The organism is Macrococcus sp. S115 (genome assembly GCF_030067655.1).
GTDB classification, from domain to species: domain Bacteria; phylum Bacillota; class Bacilli; order Staphylococcales; family Staphylococcaceae; genus Macrococcoides; species Macrococcoides psychrotolerans.
Window position 1 is genome coordinate 57,876 of sequence record NZ_JASJES010000001.1, and the last position, 20,826, is coordinate 78,701.

Below are 20,826 nucleotides of genomic sequence, written 5' to 3' on the forward strand. Positions count from 1 at the left end.
ATTCCTCCATTAAATCTTATTTTTTAAATACTTGTGTAGCTTTAACCGCTGTCTGCCAGCCTTTATATAAATCATCTCTCTTTGTTTCATCCATTTTAGGATCAAACTGCTTTTCAAGGTTCCAGCGATCACGAATTTCATCTTTTGATTTCCAGTAACCCACTGCAAGTCCAGCCAGGTATGCTGCACCTAAGGCAGTTGTCTCGTTAATTTCCGGTCGCTCTACTGGTACATCTAAAATATCAGACTGGAACTGCATCAAGAAATCATTCTTGACAGCACCACCATCAACTCTTAATGTTTTAACTTCAATCTTCGAATCTTTTTCCATCGCATCAAGAACATCACGGGTCTGATATGCAAGTGACTCAAGTGTTGCACGAATAAAATGTTCTTTTTGTGTACCACGCGTTAGACCGAAAACTGCACCGCGTGCTTCAGAATCCCAGTAAGGTGTACCTAGTCCGACAAATGCAGGCACGACATACACACCATCAGCATCTGTAACATTTGTAGCATACTCTTCACTTTGCGGAGCACTTTGAATCATACGCATACCATCACGTAACCATTGAATTGCACTTCCCGCAACAAAGATGGATCCTTCAAGCGCATAGTTGACTTTGCCATCAATACCATAAGCTAAAGTCGTTAATAAGCCATTTTCACTCTTAACTGCTTTTTCGCCTGTGTTCATTAACATAAAGCAACCTGTACCGTATGTGTTCTTAGCTTCTCCTGACTCAAAGCATGCTTGTCCAAATAGCGCTGCCTGCTGGTCTCCAGCAATACCTGCAATCGGAATCTGATGACCAAAGAAATGATGATTTGCTGTTTTACCGTATACTTCACTTGATGGGCGTACTTCAGGTAGCATTGAAGCAGGTACAGTTAAATATTCAAGGAGCTCTTCATCCCATTTCAATTCATGAATGTTATACATCAATGTACGACTTGCATTTGAGTAGTCAGTTACATGTACTTTACATCCAGAAAGTTTCCATACAAGCCACGAATCAATCGTACCGAATAATAGATCACCATTCTCAGCTTTTTCTCTAGCACCTTCTACATTATCAAGAATCCATTTGACTTTCGTACCAGAAAAATAAGGATCGAGTAGAAGGCCTGTCTTTTCTCTAAATTCATCTTCCAGTCCTTTATCTTTAAGTTCATTACAGATTTCCTGCGTCTGACGAGACTGCCATACGATTGCATTATAAATTGGACGCTCTGTATTTTTATCCCATACGACTGCTGTTTCACGTTGATTTGTGATACCAATACCCTCAATCTGTTCAGGTCTTATATTCGATTCTGTAAGGACGGATGCAAAACATGATAATACAGTTGACCAGATTTCATTGGCATCATGTTCAACCCAACCTGCTTTTGGGAAATGCTGCGTAAATTCTCTTTGAGATACCCCTTTAATCTCTCCATCTTTATTAAAAACAATTACACGTGTACTTGTTGTCCCTTGATCAATTGATAAAATGTATTTTTCCATAATCATCACCCTTTGTTTTATATTAAGTCTGTTTTTTCATTTTTTAATACTGCTTTATTCAAGAATACACCAAGCACTAATGTAGCGACAATTAATACGATTGATAGACCAAATAACATATATTGATCTTCTTTGAATAAAACATGGAATAATGTAGCGCCGAAGACACCACCTACCATCGGACCTACCATTGGAACCACTGCATATTTCCAGTTGGAAGACCCTTTACCTGGTATCGGCAGAATCGTATGAGCGATACGCGGACCCCAGTCACGTGCCGGATTGATTGCATACCCAGTTGTTCCACCTAAACTTACTCCGATGGCTATAATCAATAACCCTACTACAAGAGGGTTCAAACCTTCAGAAAATTTATTTCCGCCAATGAATAACAGTGCCATAACTAAGATTGATGTCCCTATGATTTCTGATACAAAATTAGAAACATAGTTAGGATAAGCTGGTCCTGTAGCAAATACGCCAAGTTTAGTACCTGCATCATCTTCTTCTTTAAAATGCGGCATAAACTGGAACCATACTAATGCTGCTCCCAGTACCCCTCCAATCATCTGCCCCGCAAAATACGGAAGGACTTGATTCCACGGAAGGCTGCCATCAACTGCCATTCCTATTGTAACTGCTGGATTTAAATGCGCACCAGTAATTGATCCGACTGCATACACACCCATAACCACAGCAAGACCCCAACCTACTGCGATAACAATCCAGTCACTGCCTTTTGCGTACGTCCCCTTTAAATTAACGTTCGCATTTACACCACAACCAAATAAGATTAAGATTGCAGTCCCGATTAATTCTCCCACAAAAGCATTCATAGACCCACTCCTCATTGTTTAGTTAAGTTAAAAAAAGACAAAGAGACCCCTAATACTTCAAATTAGAGGTCTCTTCTACTCGTCCCAAATATTAACTTAACACAATCATATCTAATAATGTAAACGTTGTCAATTATTTTATTTCACAATGTTTCCAAAGGTCCTTATTACTTGTCGTCACATACGTAGCACCTGCTGATAATGCCATCTCCACTTCCTCTGGATATTCAATAAGGCCCCCTGCAATAATTTTTTTGCCGGTTACTTTGTGAATATTTTCAATTGCCTTATAAAGCAGGCCAGGCAGTACTTCGACAAAATCAGGATCAGCACTTTGTATAAGCTCATAACTTTTTTTCAGTGCACTTGAGTCTATGATAAACGTTCTGAGAATCGTTTTAACACCGAGCTGGTTCGCCCTCTTTATAATCTTTGGTTTTGTGGATACGATACCATCAACTTTATACTTCTGTATAACATACTCTGTCGCATATTCATCAGATGACATCCCTTTAATTAAGTCGATATGTATAAATGCTGACTTCTGGTGCTGATTTAGAAATTGAATATAGTTACTGATATGGCCAATATGCATATCTAATATGACACAGGTGGAATACTGAGTCGTCACAAACTTCTCAAGATCTTTCATAGAACGGATTGCCGGTAAAATCATTACATCACCCTCTTAAATAGTTTCTCAAGTTCATAAGTTGTAAATTGAATGATGATAGGTCTGCCATGCGGACATGTGTATGGTTCTACAGTATGTGCAAGTTCTTCTAGTAAATAGTTCATATCTGTAATCCTTAAATAATGATTCGCTTTTATCGATTTTTTACAGCTCATCATAATCGCAGTCTCTTCACGGAATTTATTCAAATCTATCTGTCGATGTTGCAGAGCATAATCTATCAATTCCTGTACCGTTTCTTCATAGTTGTCCGGGAACCATACAGGGATATCATTTACTATATAATCATTGCCTCCAAAATGTTCAAGATGAATCCCAATACCTTTAAGCAGCATATTGATTTTATTTAAGTTTATTGCTTCATCTTTACTTAAAGTTACTGTAATCGGAATGAGTAACGACTGCATTTCCAATCCTACATTACCAATTTGTTTTTTGAAGTACTCATATTTAATTCTTTCTTGTGCTGCATGCTGATCAATCATAAACATACCATCCTCATTTTGAGCAATGATGTAAGTCCCATGAACTTGACCGACAATTTCCATGTAAGGGATCTTTCTTTTAGCATGGGATGTATTAGTACTTGTATTTTCAATTACGTCAGATGATTCATTTGTTTCTGGTAAGACTTCTGCAGTTGTATTTAATTCTGCTTCTGAATCACTAATAAATCCTGATGTTTCTTTAGTGCCTTCACCGTCCTGAATTCTTTGTTTATCCAGTCGTGCTGCTTTATGCTGTTCTTTAAAGTTTTCATCGATTTGATTCACTGGTGTATGTTCACTATGGTCGGATTGTTTTATCTTATCATGATGTTCTCTTAATAGATCATATTCAAACTTTTGCTGCTGAAATGTTTCAATCACCTTTTTCTTTTCTACTTTTGGAATTAAATTCTGTTTCCAGATCTTTTCCTTTATCAATCGCTCGATAAGCTCCATCAACTGAGATTCTTTAGATAATCTTACTTCTTGCTTTGTCGGGTGAACATTCACATCTACTAATGCAGGATCCATAACGATATTAATTGCAAGAATAGGATACCTTCCAACAGGTAATAACGTATGATAGCCTGATAATATTGCTTTTGTGAGCATAAAGTTCTTGATATAACGCCCGTTGATAAAAAGAGACATATAATGCCTGTTGCTTCTTGTATGTTCCGGCTTGGCAATAAAACCATGCACTTCATAATCACCTGTTCGGCCGTTGACCTCAACTAGGTCCTGTGCGATTTTCATCCCGTAGACCACAGCCATCGCTTCCTGCATCTTACCATTGCCATTTGAGGCTATAAGTACTCTGCCATCTGCTACTAAAGTAAATTTAATATGGGGGAAGCTGATAACAAATCGATTGATGATATCTGTAATTTTCCCGAGCTCTGTATGAAGACTTTTTACATATTTTAATCGAGCAGGCGTATTATAGAAAAGACCTTCGACAGTTGTTTCTGTTCCTTGACGTGCCTGTGCCAAAGTTCTATCTACTATTTCTCCGTCAATTACATCAATTTGACGGCCTATCGTCCCGTCATGACATGTAGTGACGCGCACTTTGCTAACAGAAGCAATAGATGCTAATGCTTCTCCTCTAAATCCTAGTGAACGAATATGAAATAGATCGTGCTCATTTTCTATTTTGCTTGTTGCATGTCTTCTGAACATTAATTCAAGATCTTCTTCTAAAATTCCAGATCCGTTATCCGTTACTTTGATTTTTGATAAACCCGCTTCTTCAACTTCAATCGTGATACTTGTACTCTTTGCATCAATGGCGTTTTCAACGAGTTCTTTAACGACAGATTGCGGGCGTTCTATCACTTCACCTGCTGCGATTTTATTGCTTATCGTACTATCTAAAGCTTTAATGATTCCCAAGTGATCCACCTACTTTATTCGGGATTTGATTTCCTGTAATTTCAATAACGCATCAATCGGCGTTAATTCGTCAATCGATATATCTTTAATTTGCTGAATAATTAATTCATGCTCATGATTCGAATTATTATTATTAATATCCTCGTTTTCTATTTCAAACAAATTAAATGATGGTTGAATTATCTTATTTGAATCTCCTTTTCTAACCTTTTCATTGTGTTCAAATTCATCTAATAATTCACTGGAACGTGCAATGATCTCAGCTGGTAACTGTGCAAGTTTAGCAACATGAATACCATAACTATGTGCGACAGCACCCGGCATCACTTTGTGCAGAAATATTAGTTCGCCATTATATTCTTTTGCTGCAACATGGATATTGTTCAGACCATCAAGTGTTTGTTCAAGGTCGACAAGTTCATGATAATGGGTTGAAAACAATGTTTTTGCACCAATCTTATTGTGAACGTATTCAATCATCGATTGCGCTAATGACAGACCATCATATGTACTTGTGCCTCTTCCAATTTCATCAAATATAATCAGACTATTTTCTGTCGCATTCTGTAATGCATTTTTTGCTTCTAACATTTCTACCATAAAGGTACTTTGTCCTGATACAAGATCATCTGCTGCGCCAATTCTCGTAAAAATCTGATCAAAAATCGGAACTTCAGCATAAGAAGCTGGTACAAATGCTCCCATCTGCGCCATGATACTAATTAATGCGACTTGTCGCATATATGTACTTTTTCCGCTCATGTTAGGGCCTGTAATTAAATAAATAAACGTATGGTCATCTAATTTGCAGTCATTTGCAACATACTGATCACGTTCCATCACTGTTTCAACAACTGGATGTCTTGCATTTTTTAAGTTCAATACCTTAGTGCTAGATATAATCGGTTTGGTATATTGATGTTTTGTAGCAATTTCACTGAAATTTTGAAGACAATCAAGCACTGCGATATTTTTTGCCTGCTGCTTTAAATTTAATATAAATGTTTTCACAAAATCACGTAGTTGAATAAACAGTTCATATTCAAGATTCATCAGCTTCTCTTCTGCACCGAGAATTAAAGATTCTTTTTCTTTAAGTTCCTCTGTTATAAAGCGTTCTGCATTACTTAACGTCTGCTTTCTCGTGTATCCGAACGCATCAACATCTAAATTAACAAGATTCGCTTTAGATATTTCAATATAATAACCAAAAACTTTGTTATAACCAATCTTTAGTGACTTCACACCTGTGCGTTCACGTTCTTTTGCCTGAAGTTCATTTAGCCACTGCTTACCATTTTTAGAGGCATATCTGAGTTCGTCAACATCATCATTAAATCCATCTTTGAAGATACTACCTTCTTTAATAGAAGTCGGTGCTTCGTCCAATAAACTTGCTTCTAACATATCGTATAATGGTTGTAATGCATCGATATTATCTAATGTACGAATCACTTCATCGTGTTCTTTTAGAAGTGATTGTATCATAGGCAATTGTTCTAATGAGTATTTTAACTGCACAAGATCTTTAGCCGAGACATTACCAAACTGTACACGTCCTGCTAAACGCTCAATATCATATACATGCGTTAGCGCCTCTCTCAGTTGATGTCTTAAAATGAAATGCTCATTAAATAATTCGACACCGTTATGTCTCTCTTCAATCTCCTGATGGTTCAGTAATGGTCGTTCGATCCATTCTTTAACAAGGCGATTCCCCATCGGTGTTTTACATTGATTAAATATAGACAGTAAGGTGCCCTTCTTATTTTTATGACGTATACTTTCAGTAAGTTCTAGATTACGTTTCGCATACATATCAAGACGCATATAATGCACTGGTTCATAGTATACAGCTTCGTCGATATGGGCAAGCGCACGCATTTGTGTATACTGGATATAAGATAATAATAAGTTAACTGCTGGTTGCAGCGATTGATCAACACTGTCAGCCTGTTTAAATGTATCATTTACTTCAAATCTTGAAATGACATCCGTAATCATTTTTATTTTATTGATTAGTACTTCGTTCAAATCGATATTTGTAATGATTTCTTTCGGATTTACGGATGATAACTCATTTAACATTTCATCCTCATTTAATCGGGTCACTTTTAGCTCACCTGTAGATACATCACTATAAGCAAGTGTAAACACCTCTTCATAATGAATACTTGCAATGTAGTTGCTTTCGTTTTCACTGATCATATCATCCATAACCGTTCCAGGCGTTATGATTTTAACAACTTCTCGTTTTACCATTCCTTTAACTTGTTTTGGATCTTCCATCTGTTCAGCAATGGCAACTTTATAACCTTTTTCAATTAAACGTTCGATATAAACTTTTGCTGAATGATGCGGTACCCCACACATTGGAATATTGTTTTTTTTATCACGGCGCGTCAATGTAATCTCTAGTTCTTTCGCTGTTAATTCGGCATCTTCATAGAACATTTCATAGAAATCACCCAGCCTGAAGAACAAGATACAATCTTTATATTGCGCTTTCATCTGTAAATATTGTGTCATCATCGGTGTAGGTTTAGACATATTCTCAATCCTTTATTCATAATTTCCATTTAGGGATTCGTTTAAAAAAGAGGTTCAGACAAGAATCGTCTCAACCCCTTTAATTGTTATTAATTTCCACATCCAGGTGCTGCATTTTTCTTTTCTGCACCCGTTTCACCTGTTAATAAGTCGCCACCTGTTGAAACGATAATCTCATCCGTTACGGTCTGGCTGATTGCATGAGAAACCATCTGTAATATGCTATTCACTTCAAATTGCGCTTCTTTGAACTGATCAACAATTGGCATTTCATCAAGTTCAGCTTCAACTTTTGCAATTTTTTCTTCGACCATCTGTAATGCTTTTTCTTTGCCGTATTGTTCGAAGTTGACGGCTTGCTTTTGTAATGATTTTAAAGACGCCATTTTCTCTCTGACAACCTGCGTTTCATGAATCTGTGCCTCTGCACGTTTAAAGAACTCAACTGCTTCTGTTTCTGCCATCATCTTACCTAATTCTTTTGCTTTTTCCAAAATTTCATCATTTGTATACATCTCTACACCTCAACTGGTTTAATAATTTCTATTAGTTCGCCGTTCATTGAATATTGTTTTGTTTCTGTAATTCTTACTTTAACAAGCTGTCCAATTGCTTCTTTCGGTCCTTTAAAGTTCACTAATTTATTCTTTTCAGTGTATCCTGCGAGAATTTCATCATTTTTCTTAGAAGGTCCTTCACATAGTACGATTACTTCCTGATCAAGATAATGGGACAATGCACGTTCAGTATAGTCACCAACAAGTTTATTTAATCGTTGCAGACGATCCTTTTTCTCACACATCGGTACATTATCTTTCATCTTTGCAGCCGGCGTGCCTTCACGCGGAGAATACAAGTAAGTATAAGCATGGTCAAAAGCAACTTCCTCATAGAGAGATAATGTTTCCTGGAACTGTTCTTCTGTTTCATTCGGATAACCTACGATAATATCTGTCGTCAGTGCAACTTCTGGCATCGCTGCTTTAATTTTACCAATCAGCTCCAAATAACTTTCACGTGAATACTTACGCCCCATAATCTTCAGCACTTCATTGTTACCGCTTTGAACAGGAAGATGGATATGCGGTACAATGTTACCTCCTGCAGCAATCACTTCAATAAGGCGGTCATCAAAGTCCCATGGATGACTTGTAGTGAAACGTACACGTGGAATATCAATCTTCTGAATATCTGCAAGTAAATCGCCTAATCCGTAGTTCAGTCCATCGATATCTTTACCATAAGCATTTACGTTTTGTCCAAGTAAACAAATTTCTTTGTACCCACGTCGCGCAAGATCACGTACTTCAGCAATAATCTCCTCTGGCATACGACTACGTTCTTTACCACGCGTGAATGGCACAATACAATATGTACAGAATTTATCACAGCCGTACATAATGTTGACCCATGCTTTCGTATCACCGAGTCGTGACTTTGGTAAGTTTTCAATAACATCGCCTTCTTTAGACCAGACTTCTACAACCATCGCTTTAGACATATAGGCTTCATCTAATATTGCTGGCAGTCGATGTATATTATGGGTACCGAAGATCATATCCACATTTTGATAAGATTTTAAGATCTTATTCACTACAGATTCTTCTTGTGACATACATCCACATACACCGATGAGTACATCTGGTTTCGCTTGTTTGATATGTTTTAGATTCCCAATTTCACCGAAAACTTTATTCTCTGCATTTTCACGAATGGCACACGTATTGAGTAAAATAACATCTGCATCATTGACATCACTTGTCGCTTCATATTCTAGAGCCTCAAAGATCCCTGCCATTACTTCTGTATCATGTTCATTCATCTGGCAACCATAAGTTCTAATATAAAATTTACGACCGCGACCTAACCCACGATACTGTTCATCAATTTTAAAATCGCTATGGTAATTCACATCTTCTTTGCCACGACGCTTCGCTTCTTTTAGATTTGGTCCTTGGTAAACATGCTCAAAATATTTGCTATAATCTTTCTCAGGTACTGCTTTGCCTTTTGCACCTGAAGATTGTATTCTACCTTCTTCGTTCATTTAAATAACCCCATTTTATTCATAATATCATTACTATAGTATAGCTTTTATATCAAATATTTTCAAAGTATTTTTACTGTAGATACATCTCACATAAAAACATAAATTTAATCCGTCATTTATATAATAATGACGGATTAAATTTATTCTAATAATGCTTCATCTCCACTTTTTAACATTTCCGCATAAATACCATCTCTTGTAATTAAATCTTTTTGATAGCCTTGTTCTAATATTTCACCTTTTTCAAGTACAACAATTTTATCAGCTTTTTTAACCGTATTTAAGCGATGCGCAATGATGATGCTCGTTCTATTTTTCATTAGACGTTCAATCGCCTGCTGAAGTTTCATTTCTGTAACGGTATCAATGTTACTCGTCGCTTCATCCAGCAACAAAATCTTTGGATCTAATATCAGCGCACGCGCGATATTGACTAACTGTTTTTCACCTTGGGAAAGATGTGTTGATTCAAAACTAATTTCTGTGTCGAAACCATTTTCTAATCTCATAATAAAATCATAAGCATTTGCATCTTTTGCTGCCTGAATCATGACTTCATCAGAGACGTGCTGATTTCTGTACTTTATATTTTCTCGAATCGTACCGTCAAAGATAAATGGATCCTGCAGCACATAAGCCATCTGATTGCGTAACGTTTGTTTTGGAATATCTTTTATATCGATACCATCAATCATTATTTTACCTGCGTTAATTTCATAAAACCTTGCCAATAGCTGTACAAGTGTCGTTTTACCTGCTCCTGTCGCACCAACTAAGGCGAGAGATTCCCCTTGATTTAAATGTATCGTCACATCATTAATGGTTGGTTTTAATTGTTCTTCGTTATATTTGAAAGTCACTTGTTCAAATGAAATTTCCCCACGTATCGTTAAATTTCTATTACTGTTATCGATATCTACTTCAGGTTCAGTATCGATGATTTCAAAGACACGCTCTGCACCACTTAATGCAGATAATACAGTGTTGAACTGATTGGCCAGATCATTCAAAGGACGTGTAAATTGTCTTGCATATTCTGCAAATATAACAATTGTTCCGACAGTAATACCATTTCCGTTTAGTGCTAATACCCCTCCGATACCTGCTACAATTGCAAATGATAAATTGTTAAAGAAGTTCATCACTTTCGGAATAAGACCAGAATAAGATACCGACCAGTAGCTGATATCTCTTACTTTTGCGTTCTTCTCAGTAAATCCTTCGGTCACACGGGCTTCTCTTGTAAATAACTTTACAACTTCCTGACCTGAAATAATCTCTTCAATATAACCATTCATTTCACCGATTGCTCTTTGTCTTCTTTTATACAGAATACTCGTACGATTTGTTATCCAGCGCATCGCAATTAACATTAAAGGGATGATCATCATCGTTAATAACGTTAACAGTGGACTAAGCAGCAACATCACAATAATTGTACCAATAATCGTTATAATACTTGATGTAAACTGTATAAATGACGAATTCAGCACTTGAGATATTGTATCGATATCATTTGTCATACGGCTCATCAGTTCACCATGCTGGCGTTTATCAAAAAATGGTATCGGTAACTTCTGAAGTCGACTAAATAGCAGCATTCGTAATTTATACACCGTTTCCTGAGCGATCGTTACCATAATTATTGCAGCAACATATGAAAATAATGATAAACCTATAAATATAAAGAACAGAATCAGAAGATCATTTTCAATGCCTTCAAAATTTTTCTTCAGTATTTTATTATCAATCATCTGTCCAATCATATATGGTCCTACGAGTCCTAATAAAGATGAAATAATCACCGACACTATAACAACTGTAAGCTTTAACCTATTGCCTTCCATCAAGGACCAGATGCCACCGATAGCGTATTTCCAATTGCGTGATTTCGGTATTGGATTGCCTCTTTGATCTGTTTTAATACTTTTGCTCTCTTTTATATCTTTACGCGTTAAAATTACTGGATGACCCAATATCGATTTAATCATGGAGATCACCTCTTTCCTGCGAGTGATAGATTGCTTGATACAGTTCTGATGTTTCTATCAATGACTGATGATCCCCGAAACCAACGATTTCTCCTTTATCTAATAACAGGATATGGTCAGCTGTCATTGCTGTCTGGATCTTCTGTGTCACAATAATACGCGTCATACTTAGCTTAGATAATTCTTCAAATAAATTATTCTCTGTATGGATATCAAGCGCAGATGTACTGTCATCTAAAATCAGGATGTTCGGCGACTTTATGACCGCCCTGGCAATCGCGAGTCGTTGTTTCTGTCCACCCGATAAATTCACACCTTGCTGTCCGACTTTGGTGTCGTACTGTGCATCGAAATCCAGAATATTCGTATGGACTTGTGCGATCTTCGTTGCTTCTGTTACATCCTCAGATTCAGCATGTGCATTTCCAAATAGGATATTATCAAACACGCTACCTGTAAACAGTATGTTTCTCTGAGGTACATATCCAATCATATCCCTAAGATCTGTAATCTCCATTTCTTTAATATCAATGCCATTGATCATAATCTTACCTTGTGTCACTTCATACATTCTAGGGAGCAGACTAAGTAAAGCGCTTTTACCAGATCCTGTCGCACCCATAATAACGAATTTCTCCCCCGCTTCAATATTGAAAGAAATGTCTTTAAGCACCATTTGATGGCTTAACGGATATTTAAACGATACATTATCAAATACAATTGATGCGCCACCACTCACTTCAATATCCGTGCCTCCGTGATATGTATCTACATCAGTAGTTAATATTTCAGACATACGTTCTGCACTTGCTTTTGCTCTTGAATACGCAATGATGATAAATGCAAACATTGAAAACCCACCTTGCATTCTGAGGGCATAGTTAATGACTGCTACGAGTGCACCTACATTCAGTGCGTTATTAGTGACATCTATCGCTCCAATATAAATTACGAACAATAATGCGATATTCATTACGATCAAAAGAAATGGAAGTATACGTTCCATCAACTTTAGTGCACGTGTTGTATCTTCTTTAAGATCTAAGGCGGTATGTTCGAATTTTTCAGATTCATAGTCTGCACTCATATTCGCACGTATCATACGCACAGAAGATAAATTCTGCTGGATATTACGATTCAGTCCATCAAGTTTTTTCTGAACACGTGTAAACAGATTCATACCTGCCTTAGAAGTATAATACAGAAACACAAATATTATCGGAGCACCAATTAAAAGATAGAGTGCTAAGTGCGGCGCAACAATAAAGCTCATGATGATACTACCCAACACTAGAAGTGGTGCACGCAACATAATACGTAAACTCATAAAAAGTACCATTTCACACGCAATCACATCATTTGTCAATCGTGTAATGATACTGGATGTCTTAAAGCTTTCTATGTGTTTAAGTGAAAACTGCTGCACCTTCTTGAACAAGGCGTTTCTCAAGTCAAAGGAGAAACCATGACAGACATGACTCGAAATAAATGAATTGATCACACCACAGATAAACGCAGCAACACTTATGATCAGCAGTATGATTAAATATTGAAGCGTAATATCCATATTCTGCTTGATTAATCCCTCATTAATAATGAGCGATAATATAATCGGTAAACTGAGTTCAACCGCTAGTTCTAATAGCATTAGTATGAGCGCTATAACAATCCATAAGCGATATGGTATTGTAAACTTTAATATCTCTTTCAATAGAACCCCTCCCATTTTGTTTATTTTATACTATTATACATATCGGTTTCCGAAATGTATAATTTATGCTCTATTCCATCGCAACTTTTTTTAAAATAAAGTATAATTAATAATTATTTGGAGAAACGAGGTTTAACCATGTCATTTATCAGTCAACTTATGGATTTTATTTTACATATTGACGAACATCTAGTGAATATCGTTAAAGAATATGGAACATTGACTTATGCAATCTTATTTTCAATCGTCTTCGTAGAAACAGGACTTGTGATCATGCCATTCTTACCTGGAGACTCAATGCTTTTTGCAGCTGGTGCACTCGCCCCTCAAGGCGCATTAAATATCTGGATATTATTTATCGTGTTGTTTGCTGCAGCTGTAATCGGTGACACGGTTAATTATCACATCGGTAAATTTCTTGGACTTGGTGTCTATAATCATCCTAAACTCGGTAAATTCATTAAGAAGGAACACCTTGATAAAGCAGAGGATTTCTTTAATACTCATGGCGGTAAAACAATTGCAATTGCCCGCTTTATGCCCTTTATCAGAACTTTTATACCGTTTGTAGCTGGTGCCAGTAAGATGAAGTATGGTTACTTTATTACGTATAATATTATCGGTGCAATTCTGTGGGTTGGTATATGCCTACTTGCAGGTTACTTCTTCGGGAATATAAAGATCGTTAAAGACAACTTTGAAATCGTATTAATATTAATTATATTAGTATCAGTGCTTCCTGCCGTCTTTAGCTTCTTACAATCCTATTCCGTCAGAAGAAAGATGAAAAGAAATGAAGACAGAAAAAAATATTAATGCATCACCATTAATATTAATAACCGAATGTGAGTCAATCTCACATTCGGTTATTTTAATAATTGAATAATTTGTGCTTTTAATTCTGCGATTTGCGAAACAGATAAATCCTGGTTCACATCTATCGATCTGACTATCGTAGCAGGTTTCTGATTTAAAACGAGTATACGGTTACTCATCTTAATTGCTTCATCAATACTATGTGTAATCATCAGCACCGTTTTATCACTCTCCAATAATAAAGACCTCAACCAGATCTGCATATCATTACGTGTTATTTCATCCAATGCTGAAAATGGTTCATCCAGTAACAGTAATTGATGTTCTGTATTTAATGCACGTAGGAATGAAACACGCTGCTTCATTCCCCCAGAAAGCTCATTGGGGTATCTATCTTTAATGGAAGTGAAGCCTGCTCTTTCTAACAATTGTTCTGATTTATTCACGCTATCATTCGCACTGATCTCTGTTGCGAGGTTAATGTTTTGTATCACTGTACGCCATGGCATCAGTGAGTGTGTCTGAGGCATAAAGGACACATGTCCTGTTTTCCCATTGATACGTTCCCCTTGCAATAAGCACTCGCCACTTGAAGGGATGAGTAATCCACCGATAATATTTAATATCGTACTCTTACCGCTGCCACTCGGGCCGATCAATGCAACAATCTCACCTTTATTCAGTTCTAGGTTAATATTATTAATTACAATATCTTTATCGTAACGATGCATAATATCGTTAAGTTGAATAATAGGAATCATCGTTGCCACCTCAATACAATACGCTGAATAATATATATAACAAGATAAATGACCATAGCAAAGATAATGATCCAGACAATTGCTACAAACACCTGATCTACTTGAAATGCACGCTGAGCTATAAGCATAAATTTACCTAAACCTTTATCACTGCCAAGCCATTCAGAAATGATTGCACCCATTACTGAGTATGTGCCAGCAATCTTTAATCCATTAAAGAAATAAGGCATACTATTTGGCCATTCAAGCTTTTTGAAACGTTCAAGACGCGTTGCCCCCATCATCTTCATATATTTCTCTAATTCTTTATCTGTCTCATTAAATCCTTCAAGTAAGCTCACAGTTATCGGAAAGAAACACACAAGTGTTATCACGATAAGTTTCGGCAATATTCCAAATCCGAACCAAATGACTAGTAGTGGTGCAATGACGATAACGGGTACATTCTGACTCATTATGAGCAATGGATAGACATACTCATGCAGCCCAGGGATTAAACGTAATAGTACGGCTACAGTAATACCGCATAATACCGAGCAAATAATGCCTAATATAACGAGTAATAGAGTCGGATATAAATGCACATGATATGTGTTAAAGTCATTAAAGAAGCTGATAAATATTACGCTTGGCGCAGGTAACGTATATGCATCAACTTGTAGTAACCGAACGAGCAGTTCCCAAAAATAAAGTAGTACTATAAAAAATAGAAAAAACTTAACATATTTCATCATCTATACTTCTGTACAAGCACATCCATCGATACTTCTTCGGCATGATAAAACTTTACTTGTGAAATAATAGATGGACACCCCATTTCACGCATCTCTTTATTCATTAATTCGATTAACTTAAGCAACTCATTCATGTTCCCCTCAATTGATGTTTCAAGCGGATTCACGATGTACTTTAAGTTTGATGCTTCAATCACTTCAATTGCGCGATCAACATATGGAATTACATCTTCACCATTTGGCGTCTTCGGAATAATTTGTATGCTCATTATTGTATCTGCCATTATTTACCCTCCACATATTCATTTGTAAATGCATCTTTAGCAATGAAGTCTTTAGTAATCACTTTGTTATCTTTCATAAACTGTCCAAAATTCTTCCAGATACGTTCTTCCTGATAGCCCCAGTATTTCGCATCATCCTGATATTTAGGTGACAAATATTTTTGTGATGCATATACGAGCTTTTCTTGTTTTTTAAGTTCTGGAACAGACTTCATCAAAATATCTGCACTCTCTTTGTCATGTTTAATTGAATACTCATAACCTTCTTTAAGTGCGGTCATAAATTTCTTAGCTGTCTCACCATTTGATTTTAAATACTTTTCATTTGCAATAACGACAGGTGTGTAATAATCCAGATTTTTATCGTAATCAATTAAATACTGCATATTTACATCGATATTACGTGTTTCTGCTTCGATTCCAGTCCATCCATAATAAACCCATGCGAAATCGATATTCTTCTTAGATGCAGTAAAGAAATCAGTATTTCCCATATTGATAATTTTAGTGTCTTTCACTGATGCTCCGTCTTTTTTCATAACTGCATCAATCATTGGCTGTTCAATCGGTGCACCCCATCCACCGTATGTTTTCCCTGCATAATCTTTCGGTGATTTAATATTCTTATCTTTCAAGCTCATAAATCCACTCGTATTATGCTGGATAATTGCTCCAATCGATTTCACTGGAATGCCTTCAGAACGTGATTGCGTCACTGTTTCCTGTGCACTAATTCCGAACTGAACATCTTTTTTGTTTGCTGCGATAAGCTGATCGGCATTCACTTCACCAGGTGTCTTAATTTCAACATCTAAACCCTGTTTGTCAAAGTAACCTTTCTCTTGTGCTACATATAGTCCTGTATGATTTGTATTCGGCGTCCAGTCCAGCATAATCGTCACTTTTTCTTTCTTATCTTCCTTACCTTTATCGGCTGACTGATCTCCACAGCCTGCTAGTAAAATGACACAACTCGCACTTAACAATAACTTTTTATTCATATTAGCCTCCAAAAAAACACAACCTGATTGCAGGTTGTGTCAGTTGACACTTCCCTACGCTGGTATAATCCAGATCAGGTATATAAGGGTTTAGGACGAATCCAATCTCAGAATAACTCCCCTAGTGTTTAAAAATTTATATTATTTTGTACTGTTTTAGTATAACAGCTTTATTATAAATAAGGTACAGATACTTAGTTTTTATTTGAACTGAGCCATTAAAGCATCAAATTCCTCTTGTTTAATATTTAGATCTGCTTTTGTTAAGTTCTCACTGTAGCCATCAATTTGTGATTCGTACGTCGGTGCATCGGTATCCTGATACACGATACCTGTAACAAGCCCATCTTGTTCGTGTACTGTATTGATCGCCAGCTGTTTATTGGTATGATCATAATCTTCAATATTAGCAAGTTTCGTCAAATTTTCTTTAAACCAGTCATACGTATTTACTTTGTTGTATGTGACACACGGAGAAAATACATTGACGAATGAGAATCCTTTATGATTAACTGCCGCTTCAATAATTGATGTTAAATCTTTTATATCACTAGAAAAGCTTTGTGCGACAAAAGTTGCGCCACTTGCAAGTGCAAGTTCAAGCGGAGAAACATGCTTCTCAATCGAGCCTTTTGGCGTTGTCTTAGTGACAAATCCATGTGCTGAACTTGGTGATGTCTGTCCTTTAGTCAGTCCATAAATTTGATTATCCATTACAATATACGTGATATCAATATTTCTACGTAGCGCATGAATCGTATGCCCCATACCAATCGCAAAACCATCACCATCTCCACCGGAAGCGATAACTGTAAGCTCCTGGTTTGCCATCTTCACACCTTGTGCCATCGGTAATGCTCGACCATGGATCGAATGCACACCATATGAATTTACGTATCCAGACAGACGTCCAGAACAGCCGATACCTGTTATTAACGCGAGCTGTTCTGGTTCTAAGCCGATGTTCGCACATGCTTTTTGTATCGCCGCTTGTACTGAGAAGTCCCCACAGCCAGGACACCAGTTCGGTTTCACATTATTTCTGAAATCTTTAAATGTTGCCATCTATATTAACTCCTTTAATGTTGCGTTGATTTTCTCTTCAATTTCGTGAGGTAAGTAAGGTGTACCATCATACTTACTCATCTGAATCATCTTACCTTGATGATTCGTATTCATCTTGATAATCTGTCCAAGTTGTCCGTTAAAGTTATGTTCAACAACAATCACTTTCTTCACTTTATCTATCGCTTGCTGAACCTCTTCTGTCGGAAACGGATGAAGTTGTTTCATATGCAGATGGTTTACCTTTCCTTCTACACGATGGATTGCTTCATCAATCGCTCCATACGTTGAAATATAACCAATCACTAACACATCTGCATCTTCATGATACGTATTGTATACAACAGGTTCAGTAATCTTCAGCTGTTCTAATTTACGCATACGTTTTTCCATCTGCTTTGCACGGTTTACGGGAGATTCGCTCGGCTTTCCTTCTTCGTTATGTTCAACACCTGTAACGTGATGGATACCGTTTTTCACACCAGGAATCGTACGTGGTGAAATGCCATTATCTGTTACCGCATAGCGTTTGAAGTATGCTTTATCCTCCGTTGGTTCAACTTCAGTAACAAGTGAACCACGATCAATATTAATCTTATTATAATCAAGTACAGGAACAGTCTGTTTCCCTAAAGAAAGCTGTAAATCACTTAAAATAATAACCGGACATTGATATACTTCCGCTAGATTAAATGCCTCGTTCGTTAAGTAGAAGGCATCTTCAGCAGTTGTTGGTGCAAGGACAATCTTTGGAATCTCGCCATGCGTTCCGTAGATCATCTGCATTAAGTCTGACTGCTCCTGTTTCGTTGGCAATCCTGTAGATGGACCTCCGCGCATCGTATTTACGATGACTAACGGCTGTTCAGTCATACCACTCAGTCCAATCGCTTCCATCATTAACGATAGTCCTGGACCACTTGATGCAGTAAATGCACGTACGCCCGCATAGTTTACGCCTATTGCCATAACTGCTGCAGCTATCTCATCTTCTGTCTGAATTACAGTCCCACCAAAGCGTGGTAATTTATCAATCATATATTCCATAATTTCACTCGCTGGTGTAATTGGGTATGCAGCCATAAAACGTGCTCCACCTGCTAATGCGCCAAGTGAAATTGCTTCATTACCAATCATAAATAAATGTCCTTCTTCGGTTGAAGGTTCTAATTTATAATCCACAGTAAGTTCTGAATGACTTTCAATTTCTGCATAACCTTTGTGTAGCGCTTCTTTATTTAATGTACAGATCTTTTCACCTTTTTTAGCAAACAGGTCATCCACTAAAACTTCGAAGTGCTTTAGGTCAGCGCCTATAAGATTCGCTGTAGCACCGACCGCCACCATATTCTTCATCAATGCCGTACCAAGTTCTTTTGCAATTTCAGTGAATCCCATACTAATAAATGCGCCATTGTAATCCTCTGGTGCAACAGGATCAAACTTACTATCTGCTAGTATTATACCTTCAGCCGTCAGTTCATGATAGTTTAAATCAATCGTCTCCTGATCAAATGCCACAAGTATATCCAGATCATCACTGATAGCATAGACAGGTGTTGTTGATACACGAATCTTATTGTTCGTATGTCCACCTTTAATACGTGATGAGAAATGACGATAACCATATAAATAATAGCCCAGACGATTCAGCGCAGTTGAGAATATCTCTCCAGTACTTTCAATTCCTTCACCTTGCTGACCGCCGACTTTCCAAGAAATTTGTGTCTTCAAAACAATTCCTCCCTAAATTAACTATCTCTAATATAACAGAAAAACCTATGTCTATATAACAGACATAGGTAAATTATATAAAAATCAGTCGAATGGCCGATACGTTATCGACTGAGCGGTTGATCCTCATTGATAAGTATTCTTTCAATTTTCTTTGCTTGACCATTGGATTTAAGTTCTACAAATACACCGCTTAACACACCACGTCCTGTATCGGGAACAACATGTTTAACTGGCATTCCTGTTAAGAAGCGGTGAATGACCTCATCCTTATTAATACCAAGTATCCCATCATAGTAACCTGTCATACCGACATCTGTAATAAAAGCCGTGCCCCTAGGTAAAATACGGTTGTCACTCGTCTGAATATGTGTATGTGTCCCAACAACGACGCTCGCTCGGCCATCTGCATAATATGCAAATGCACCTTTTTCACTTGTTGTTTCAGCATGAAAGTCTACAAAGATATAATCCGTCTCCTGTTTAGCGATTTCATATAGCGCATCGAACTTCTTAAACGGACAGTCACTCTGCATCATAAATGCTCGCCCTTGTAGATTGATCACAGCAATCTTCTTATCATTAAATTTAATGATTTCCATTCCTTTACCTGGCGCTTCATCAGGAAAGTTTGCTGGACGAATAATCTTATGATCGCTATTTAGCAACTCATAACTATCACGCACGCCATATGTATGGTTACCCATCGTGACACAATCAACTCCGAGCGTCATCATTTCTTTAAATATCTTTTCTGTAATCCCTCTTCCATGCGCAGCATTCTCACCATTGACTATCGTAATATTCGGTCCATACTTCTTTTTAAGCTGTGGTAAGTACTCATCTAACATATTACGCCCAACCGCACCTACAACATCACCGATAAATAATATTCTCATAATTCACTACCTCTACTCTATTTGTCTTTATTATATAGAAAATCATAAATGAATTAAATGATTTTTATTGATACAATCAAAAATGAGGTGATAAAATGCATTTTATCGGAACAGCAGTCACATTGTTCATCGTATTTTTTATTACATATATGATATGTGATCGCATAACGAATTATTTTAGAACAGTAAAACAGCCCCCTAAGTATAAATCAGCACTAGTTGGGGGCATCATTTTCTCGATTGGATTATCTATCATGCAATACTGGTCCACAATGTAAAAAAGATGACTAGAAATATAACATTTCTA

Annotated in this window: 18 protein-coding genes and 1 riboswitch; of the genes, 2 read left to right on the forward strand and 16 right to left on the reverse strand. The window is 36.9% G+C overall.

Annotated elements, in window-relative coordinates; all coding sequences use genetic code 11:
* Positions 1-16: 16 nt before the first annotated feature.
* The 9 genes from glpK to QNJ52_RS00435 form a co-directional block, all read right to left on the reverse strand.
* Positions 17-1,510 (reverse strand): glycerol kinase GlpK, encoded by a 1,494-nt coding sequence (gene glpK / locus QNJ52_RS00395; protein WP_219494708.1) that lies wholly within the window; start codon positions 1,508-1,510, stop codon positions 17-19.
* A gap of 17 nt (positions 1,511-1,527) precedes the next feature.
* A complete protein-coding gene (locus QNJ52_RS00400) occupies positions 1,528-2,346 on the reverse strand; it encodes an MIP/aquaporin family protein (protein WP_099483127.1) in 819 nt (272 codons plus the stop codon).
* A gap of 133 nt (positions 2,347-2,479) precedes the next feature.
* The gene (locus QNJ52_RS00405) at positions 2,480-3,022 is read right to left on the reverse strand and encodes a glycerol-3-phosphate responsive antiterminator (RefSeq protein ID WP_219494707.1); all 543 of its coding nucleotides are present in this window, start codon (positions 3,020-3,022) and stop codon (positions 2,480-2,482) included.
* Complete coding sequence (gene mutL / locus QNJ52_RS00410; protein ID WP_219494706.1) at positions 3,022-4,923, reverse strand: DNA mismatch repair endonuclease MutL; 1,902 nt, start codon at positions 4,921-4,923, stop codon at positions 3,022-3,024. The genes QNJ52_RS00405 and mutL overlap by 1 nt, the downstream gene beginning before the upstream one ends.
* A 9-nt stretch (positions 4,924-4,932) precedes the next feature.
* Positions 4,933-7,473: a DNA mismatch repair protein MutS gene (gene mutS, locus QNJ52_RS00415; protein WP_219494705.1), complete on the reverse strand. Its 2,541-nt coding sequence runs from the start codon at positions 7,471-7,473 to the stop codon at positions 4,933-4,935.
* 89 nt (positions 7,474-7,562) lie between these two features.
* On the reverse strand, positions 7,563-7,988 hold the full coding sequence (locus QNJ52_RS00420) for a YlbF/YmcA family competence regulator (RefSeq protein ID WP_219494704.1): 426 nt from the start codon (positions 7,986-7,988) through the stop codon (positions 7,563-7,565).
* A gap of 2 nt (positions 7,989-7,990) precedes the next feature.
* A complete protein-coding gene (miaB, locus tag QNJ52_RS00425; RefSeq protein WP_283721618.1) occupies positions 7,991-9,520 on the reverse strand; it encodes a tRNA (N6-isopentenyl adenosine(37)-C2)-methylthiotransferase MiaB in 1,530 nt (509 codons plus the stop codon).
* A 143-nt stretch (positions 9,521-9,663) separates the two neighbouring features.
* Positions 9,664-11,514 (reverse strand): ABC transporter ATP-binding protein, encoded by a 1,851-nt coding sequence (locus tag QNJ52_RS00430; RefSeq protein WP_219494702.1) that lies wholly within the window; start codon positions 11,512-11,514, stop codon positions 9,664-9,666.
* Positions 11,507-13,225 carry an ABC transporter ATP-binding protein gene (locus QNJ52_RS00435; protein WP_219494701.1) on the reverse strand — a complete coding sequence of 573 codons (1,719 nt, stop codon included), beginning with the start codon at positions 13,223-13,225 and terminating at the stop codon, positions 11,507-11,509. Before QNJ52_RS00435 ends, QNJ52_RS00430 begins: the two co-directional genes overlap by 8 nt.
* A 138-nt stretch (positions 13,226-13,363) precedes the next feature.
* On the opposite strand from QNJ52_RS00435, the gene QNJ52_RS00440 reads away from it, so the two are divergent.
* On the forward strand, positions 13,364-14,041 hold the full coding sequence (locus QNJ52_RS00440) for a DedA family protein (RefSeq protein WP_219494700.1): 678 nt from the start codon (positions 13,364-13,366) through the stop codon (positions 14,039-14,041).
* 50 nt (positions 14,042-14,091) lie between these two features.
* On the opposite strand, the gene QNJ52_RS00445 is transcribed toward QNJ52_RS00440, so the two are convergent.
* The 7 genes from QNJ52_RS00445 to QNJ52_RS00475 all read right to left on the reverse strand — a co-directional run bounded on the left by QNJ52_RS00445 (position 14,092) and on the right by QNJ52_RS00475 (position 20,519).
* Positions 14,092-14,802 carry an ABC transporter ATP-binding protein gene (locus QNJ52_RS00445; RefSeq protein WP_241427501.1) on the reverse strand — a complete coding sequence of 237 codons (711 nt, stop codon included), beginning with the start codon at positions 14,800-14,802 and terminating at the stop codon, positions 14,092-14,094.
* Positions 14,799-15,536: an ABC transporter permease gene (locus QNJ52_RS00450; RefSeq protein ID WP_219494699.1), complete on the reverse strand. Its 738-nt coding sequence runs from the start codon at positions 15,534-15,536 to the stop codon at positions 14,799-14,801. The genes QNJ52_RS00445 and QNJ52_RS00450 overlap by 4 nt, the downstream gene beginning before the upstream one ends.
* Positions 15,533-15,820, reverse strand: a complete 288-nt coding sequence (locus QNJ52_RS00455; protein ID WP_099483136.1) for a thiamine-binding protein — start codon at positions 15,818-15,820, stop codon at positions 15,533-15,535. Before QNJ52_RS00455 ends, QNJ52_RS00450 begins: the two co-directional genes overlap by 4 nt.
* On the reverse strand, positions 15,820-16,821 hold the full coding sequence (locus tag QNJ52_RS00460) for an ABC transporter substrate-binding protein (RefSeq protein ID WP_219494698.1): 1,002 nt from the start codon (positions 16,819-16,821) through the stop codon (positions 15,820-15,822). The genes QNJ52_RS00455 and QNJ52_RS00460 overlap by 1 nt, the downstream gene beginning before the upstream one ends.
* Before the next feature lie 34 nt (positions 16,822-16,855).
* Positions 16,856-16,954: riboswitch (TPP riboswitch) on the reverse strand.
* A gap of 68 nt (positions 16,955-17,022) precedes the next feature.
* Entirely contained in the window at positions 17,023-17,886 is an 864-nt protein-coding gene (locus QNJ52_RS00465) for a 2-oxoacid:ferredoxin oxidoreductase subunit beta (RefSeq protein ID WP_219494697.1), read from the reverse strand.
* Complete coding sequence (locus QNJ52_RS00470; RefSeq protein WP_219494696.1) at positions 17,887-19,620, reverse strand: 2-oxoacid:acceptor oxidoreductase subunit alpha; 1,734 nt, start codon at positions 19,618-19,620, stop codon at positions 17,887-17,889.
* Positions 19,621-19,724: 104 nt separating this feature from the next.
* The gene (locus tag QNJ52_RS00475; protein ID WP_099483140.1) at positions 19,725-20,519 is read right to left on the reverse strand and encodes a TIGR00282 family metallophosphoesterase; all 795 of its coding nucleotides are present in this window, start codon (positions 20,517-20,519) and stop codon (positions 19,725-19,727) included.
* A gap of 95 nt (positions 20,520-20,614) precedes the next feature.
* Between QNJ52_RS00475 and QNJ52_RS00480 the strand changes: the two genes are divergently transcribed.
* Positions 20,615-20,797: a hypothetical protein gene (locus QNJ52_RS00480; protein WP_041635906.1), complete on the forward strand. Its 183-nt coding sequence runs from the start codon at positions 20,615-20,617 to the stop codon at positions 20,795-20,797.
* Positions 20,798-20,826: the final 29 nt, after the last annotated feature.

Coding starts and splice junctions, on each gene's coding strand:
- QNJ52_RS00445 (WP_241427501.1), bottom strand. CDS start 14,802: ATGATTCCTATTATTCAACTTAACGATATTATGCATCGTTACGATAAA.
- QNJ52_RS00460 (WP_219494698.1), bottom strand. CDS start 16,821: ATGAATAAAAAGTTATTGTTAAGTGCGAGTTGTGTCATTTTACTAGCA.
- QNJ52_RS00400 (WP_099483127.1), bottom strand. CDS start 2,346: ATGAATGCTTTTGTGGGAGAATTAATCGGGACTGCAATCTTAATCTTA.
- glpK (WP_219494708.1), bottom strand. CDS start 1,510: ATGGAAAAATACATTTTATCAATTGATCAAGGGACAACAAGTACACGT.
- QNJ52_RS00405 (WP_219494707.1), bottom strand. CDS start 3,022: ATGATTTTACCGGCAATCCGTTCTATGAAAGATCTTGAGAAGTTTGTG.
- QNJ52_RS00420 (WP_219494704.1), bottom strand. CDS start 7,988: ATGTATACAAATGATGAAATTTTGGAAAAAGCAAAAGAATTAGGTAAG.
- mutS (WP_219494705.1), bottom strand. CDS start 7,473: ATGTCTAAACCTACACCGATGATGACACAATATTTACAGATGAAAGCG.
- QNJ52_RS00455 (WP_099483136.1), bottom strand. CDS start 15,820: ATGGCAGATACAATAATGAGCATACAAATTATTCCGAAGACGCCAAAT.
- QNJ52_RS00480 (WP_041635906.1), top strand. CDS start 20,615: ATGCATTTTATCGGAACAGCAGTCACATTGTTCATCGTATTTTTTATT.
- QNJ52_RS00465 (WP_219494697.1), bottom strand. CDS start 17,886: ATGGCAACATTTAAAGATTTCAGAAATAATGTGAAACCGAACTGGTGT.
- QNJ52_RS00440 (WP_219494700.1), top strand. CDS start 13,364: ATGTCATTTATCAGTCAACTTATGGATTTTATTTTACATATTGACGAA.
- QNJ52_RS00475 (WP_099483140.1), bottom strand. CDS start 20,519: ATGAGAATATTATTTATCGGTGATGTTGTAGGTGCGGTTGGGCGTAAT.
- QNJ52_RS00450 (WP_219494699.1), bottom strand. CDS start 15,536: ATGATGAAATATGTTAAGTTTTTTCTATTTTTTATAGTACTACTTTAT.
- QNJ52_RS00430 (WP_219494702.1), bottom strand. CDS start 11,514: ATGATTAAATCGATATTGGGTCATCCAGTAATTTTAACGCGTAAAGAT.
- miaB (WP_283721618.1), bottom strand. CDS start 9,520: ATGAACGAAGAAGGTAGAATACAATCTTCAGGTGCAAAAGGCAAAGCA.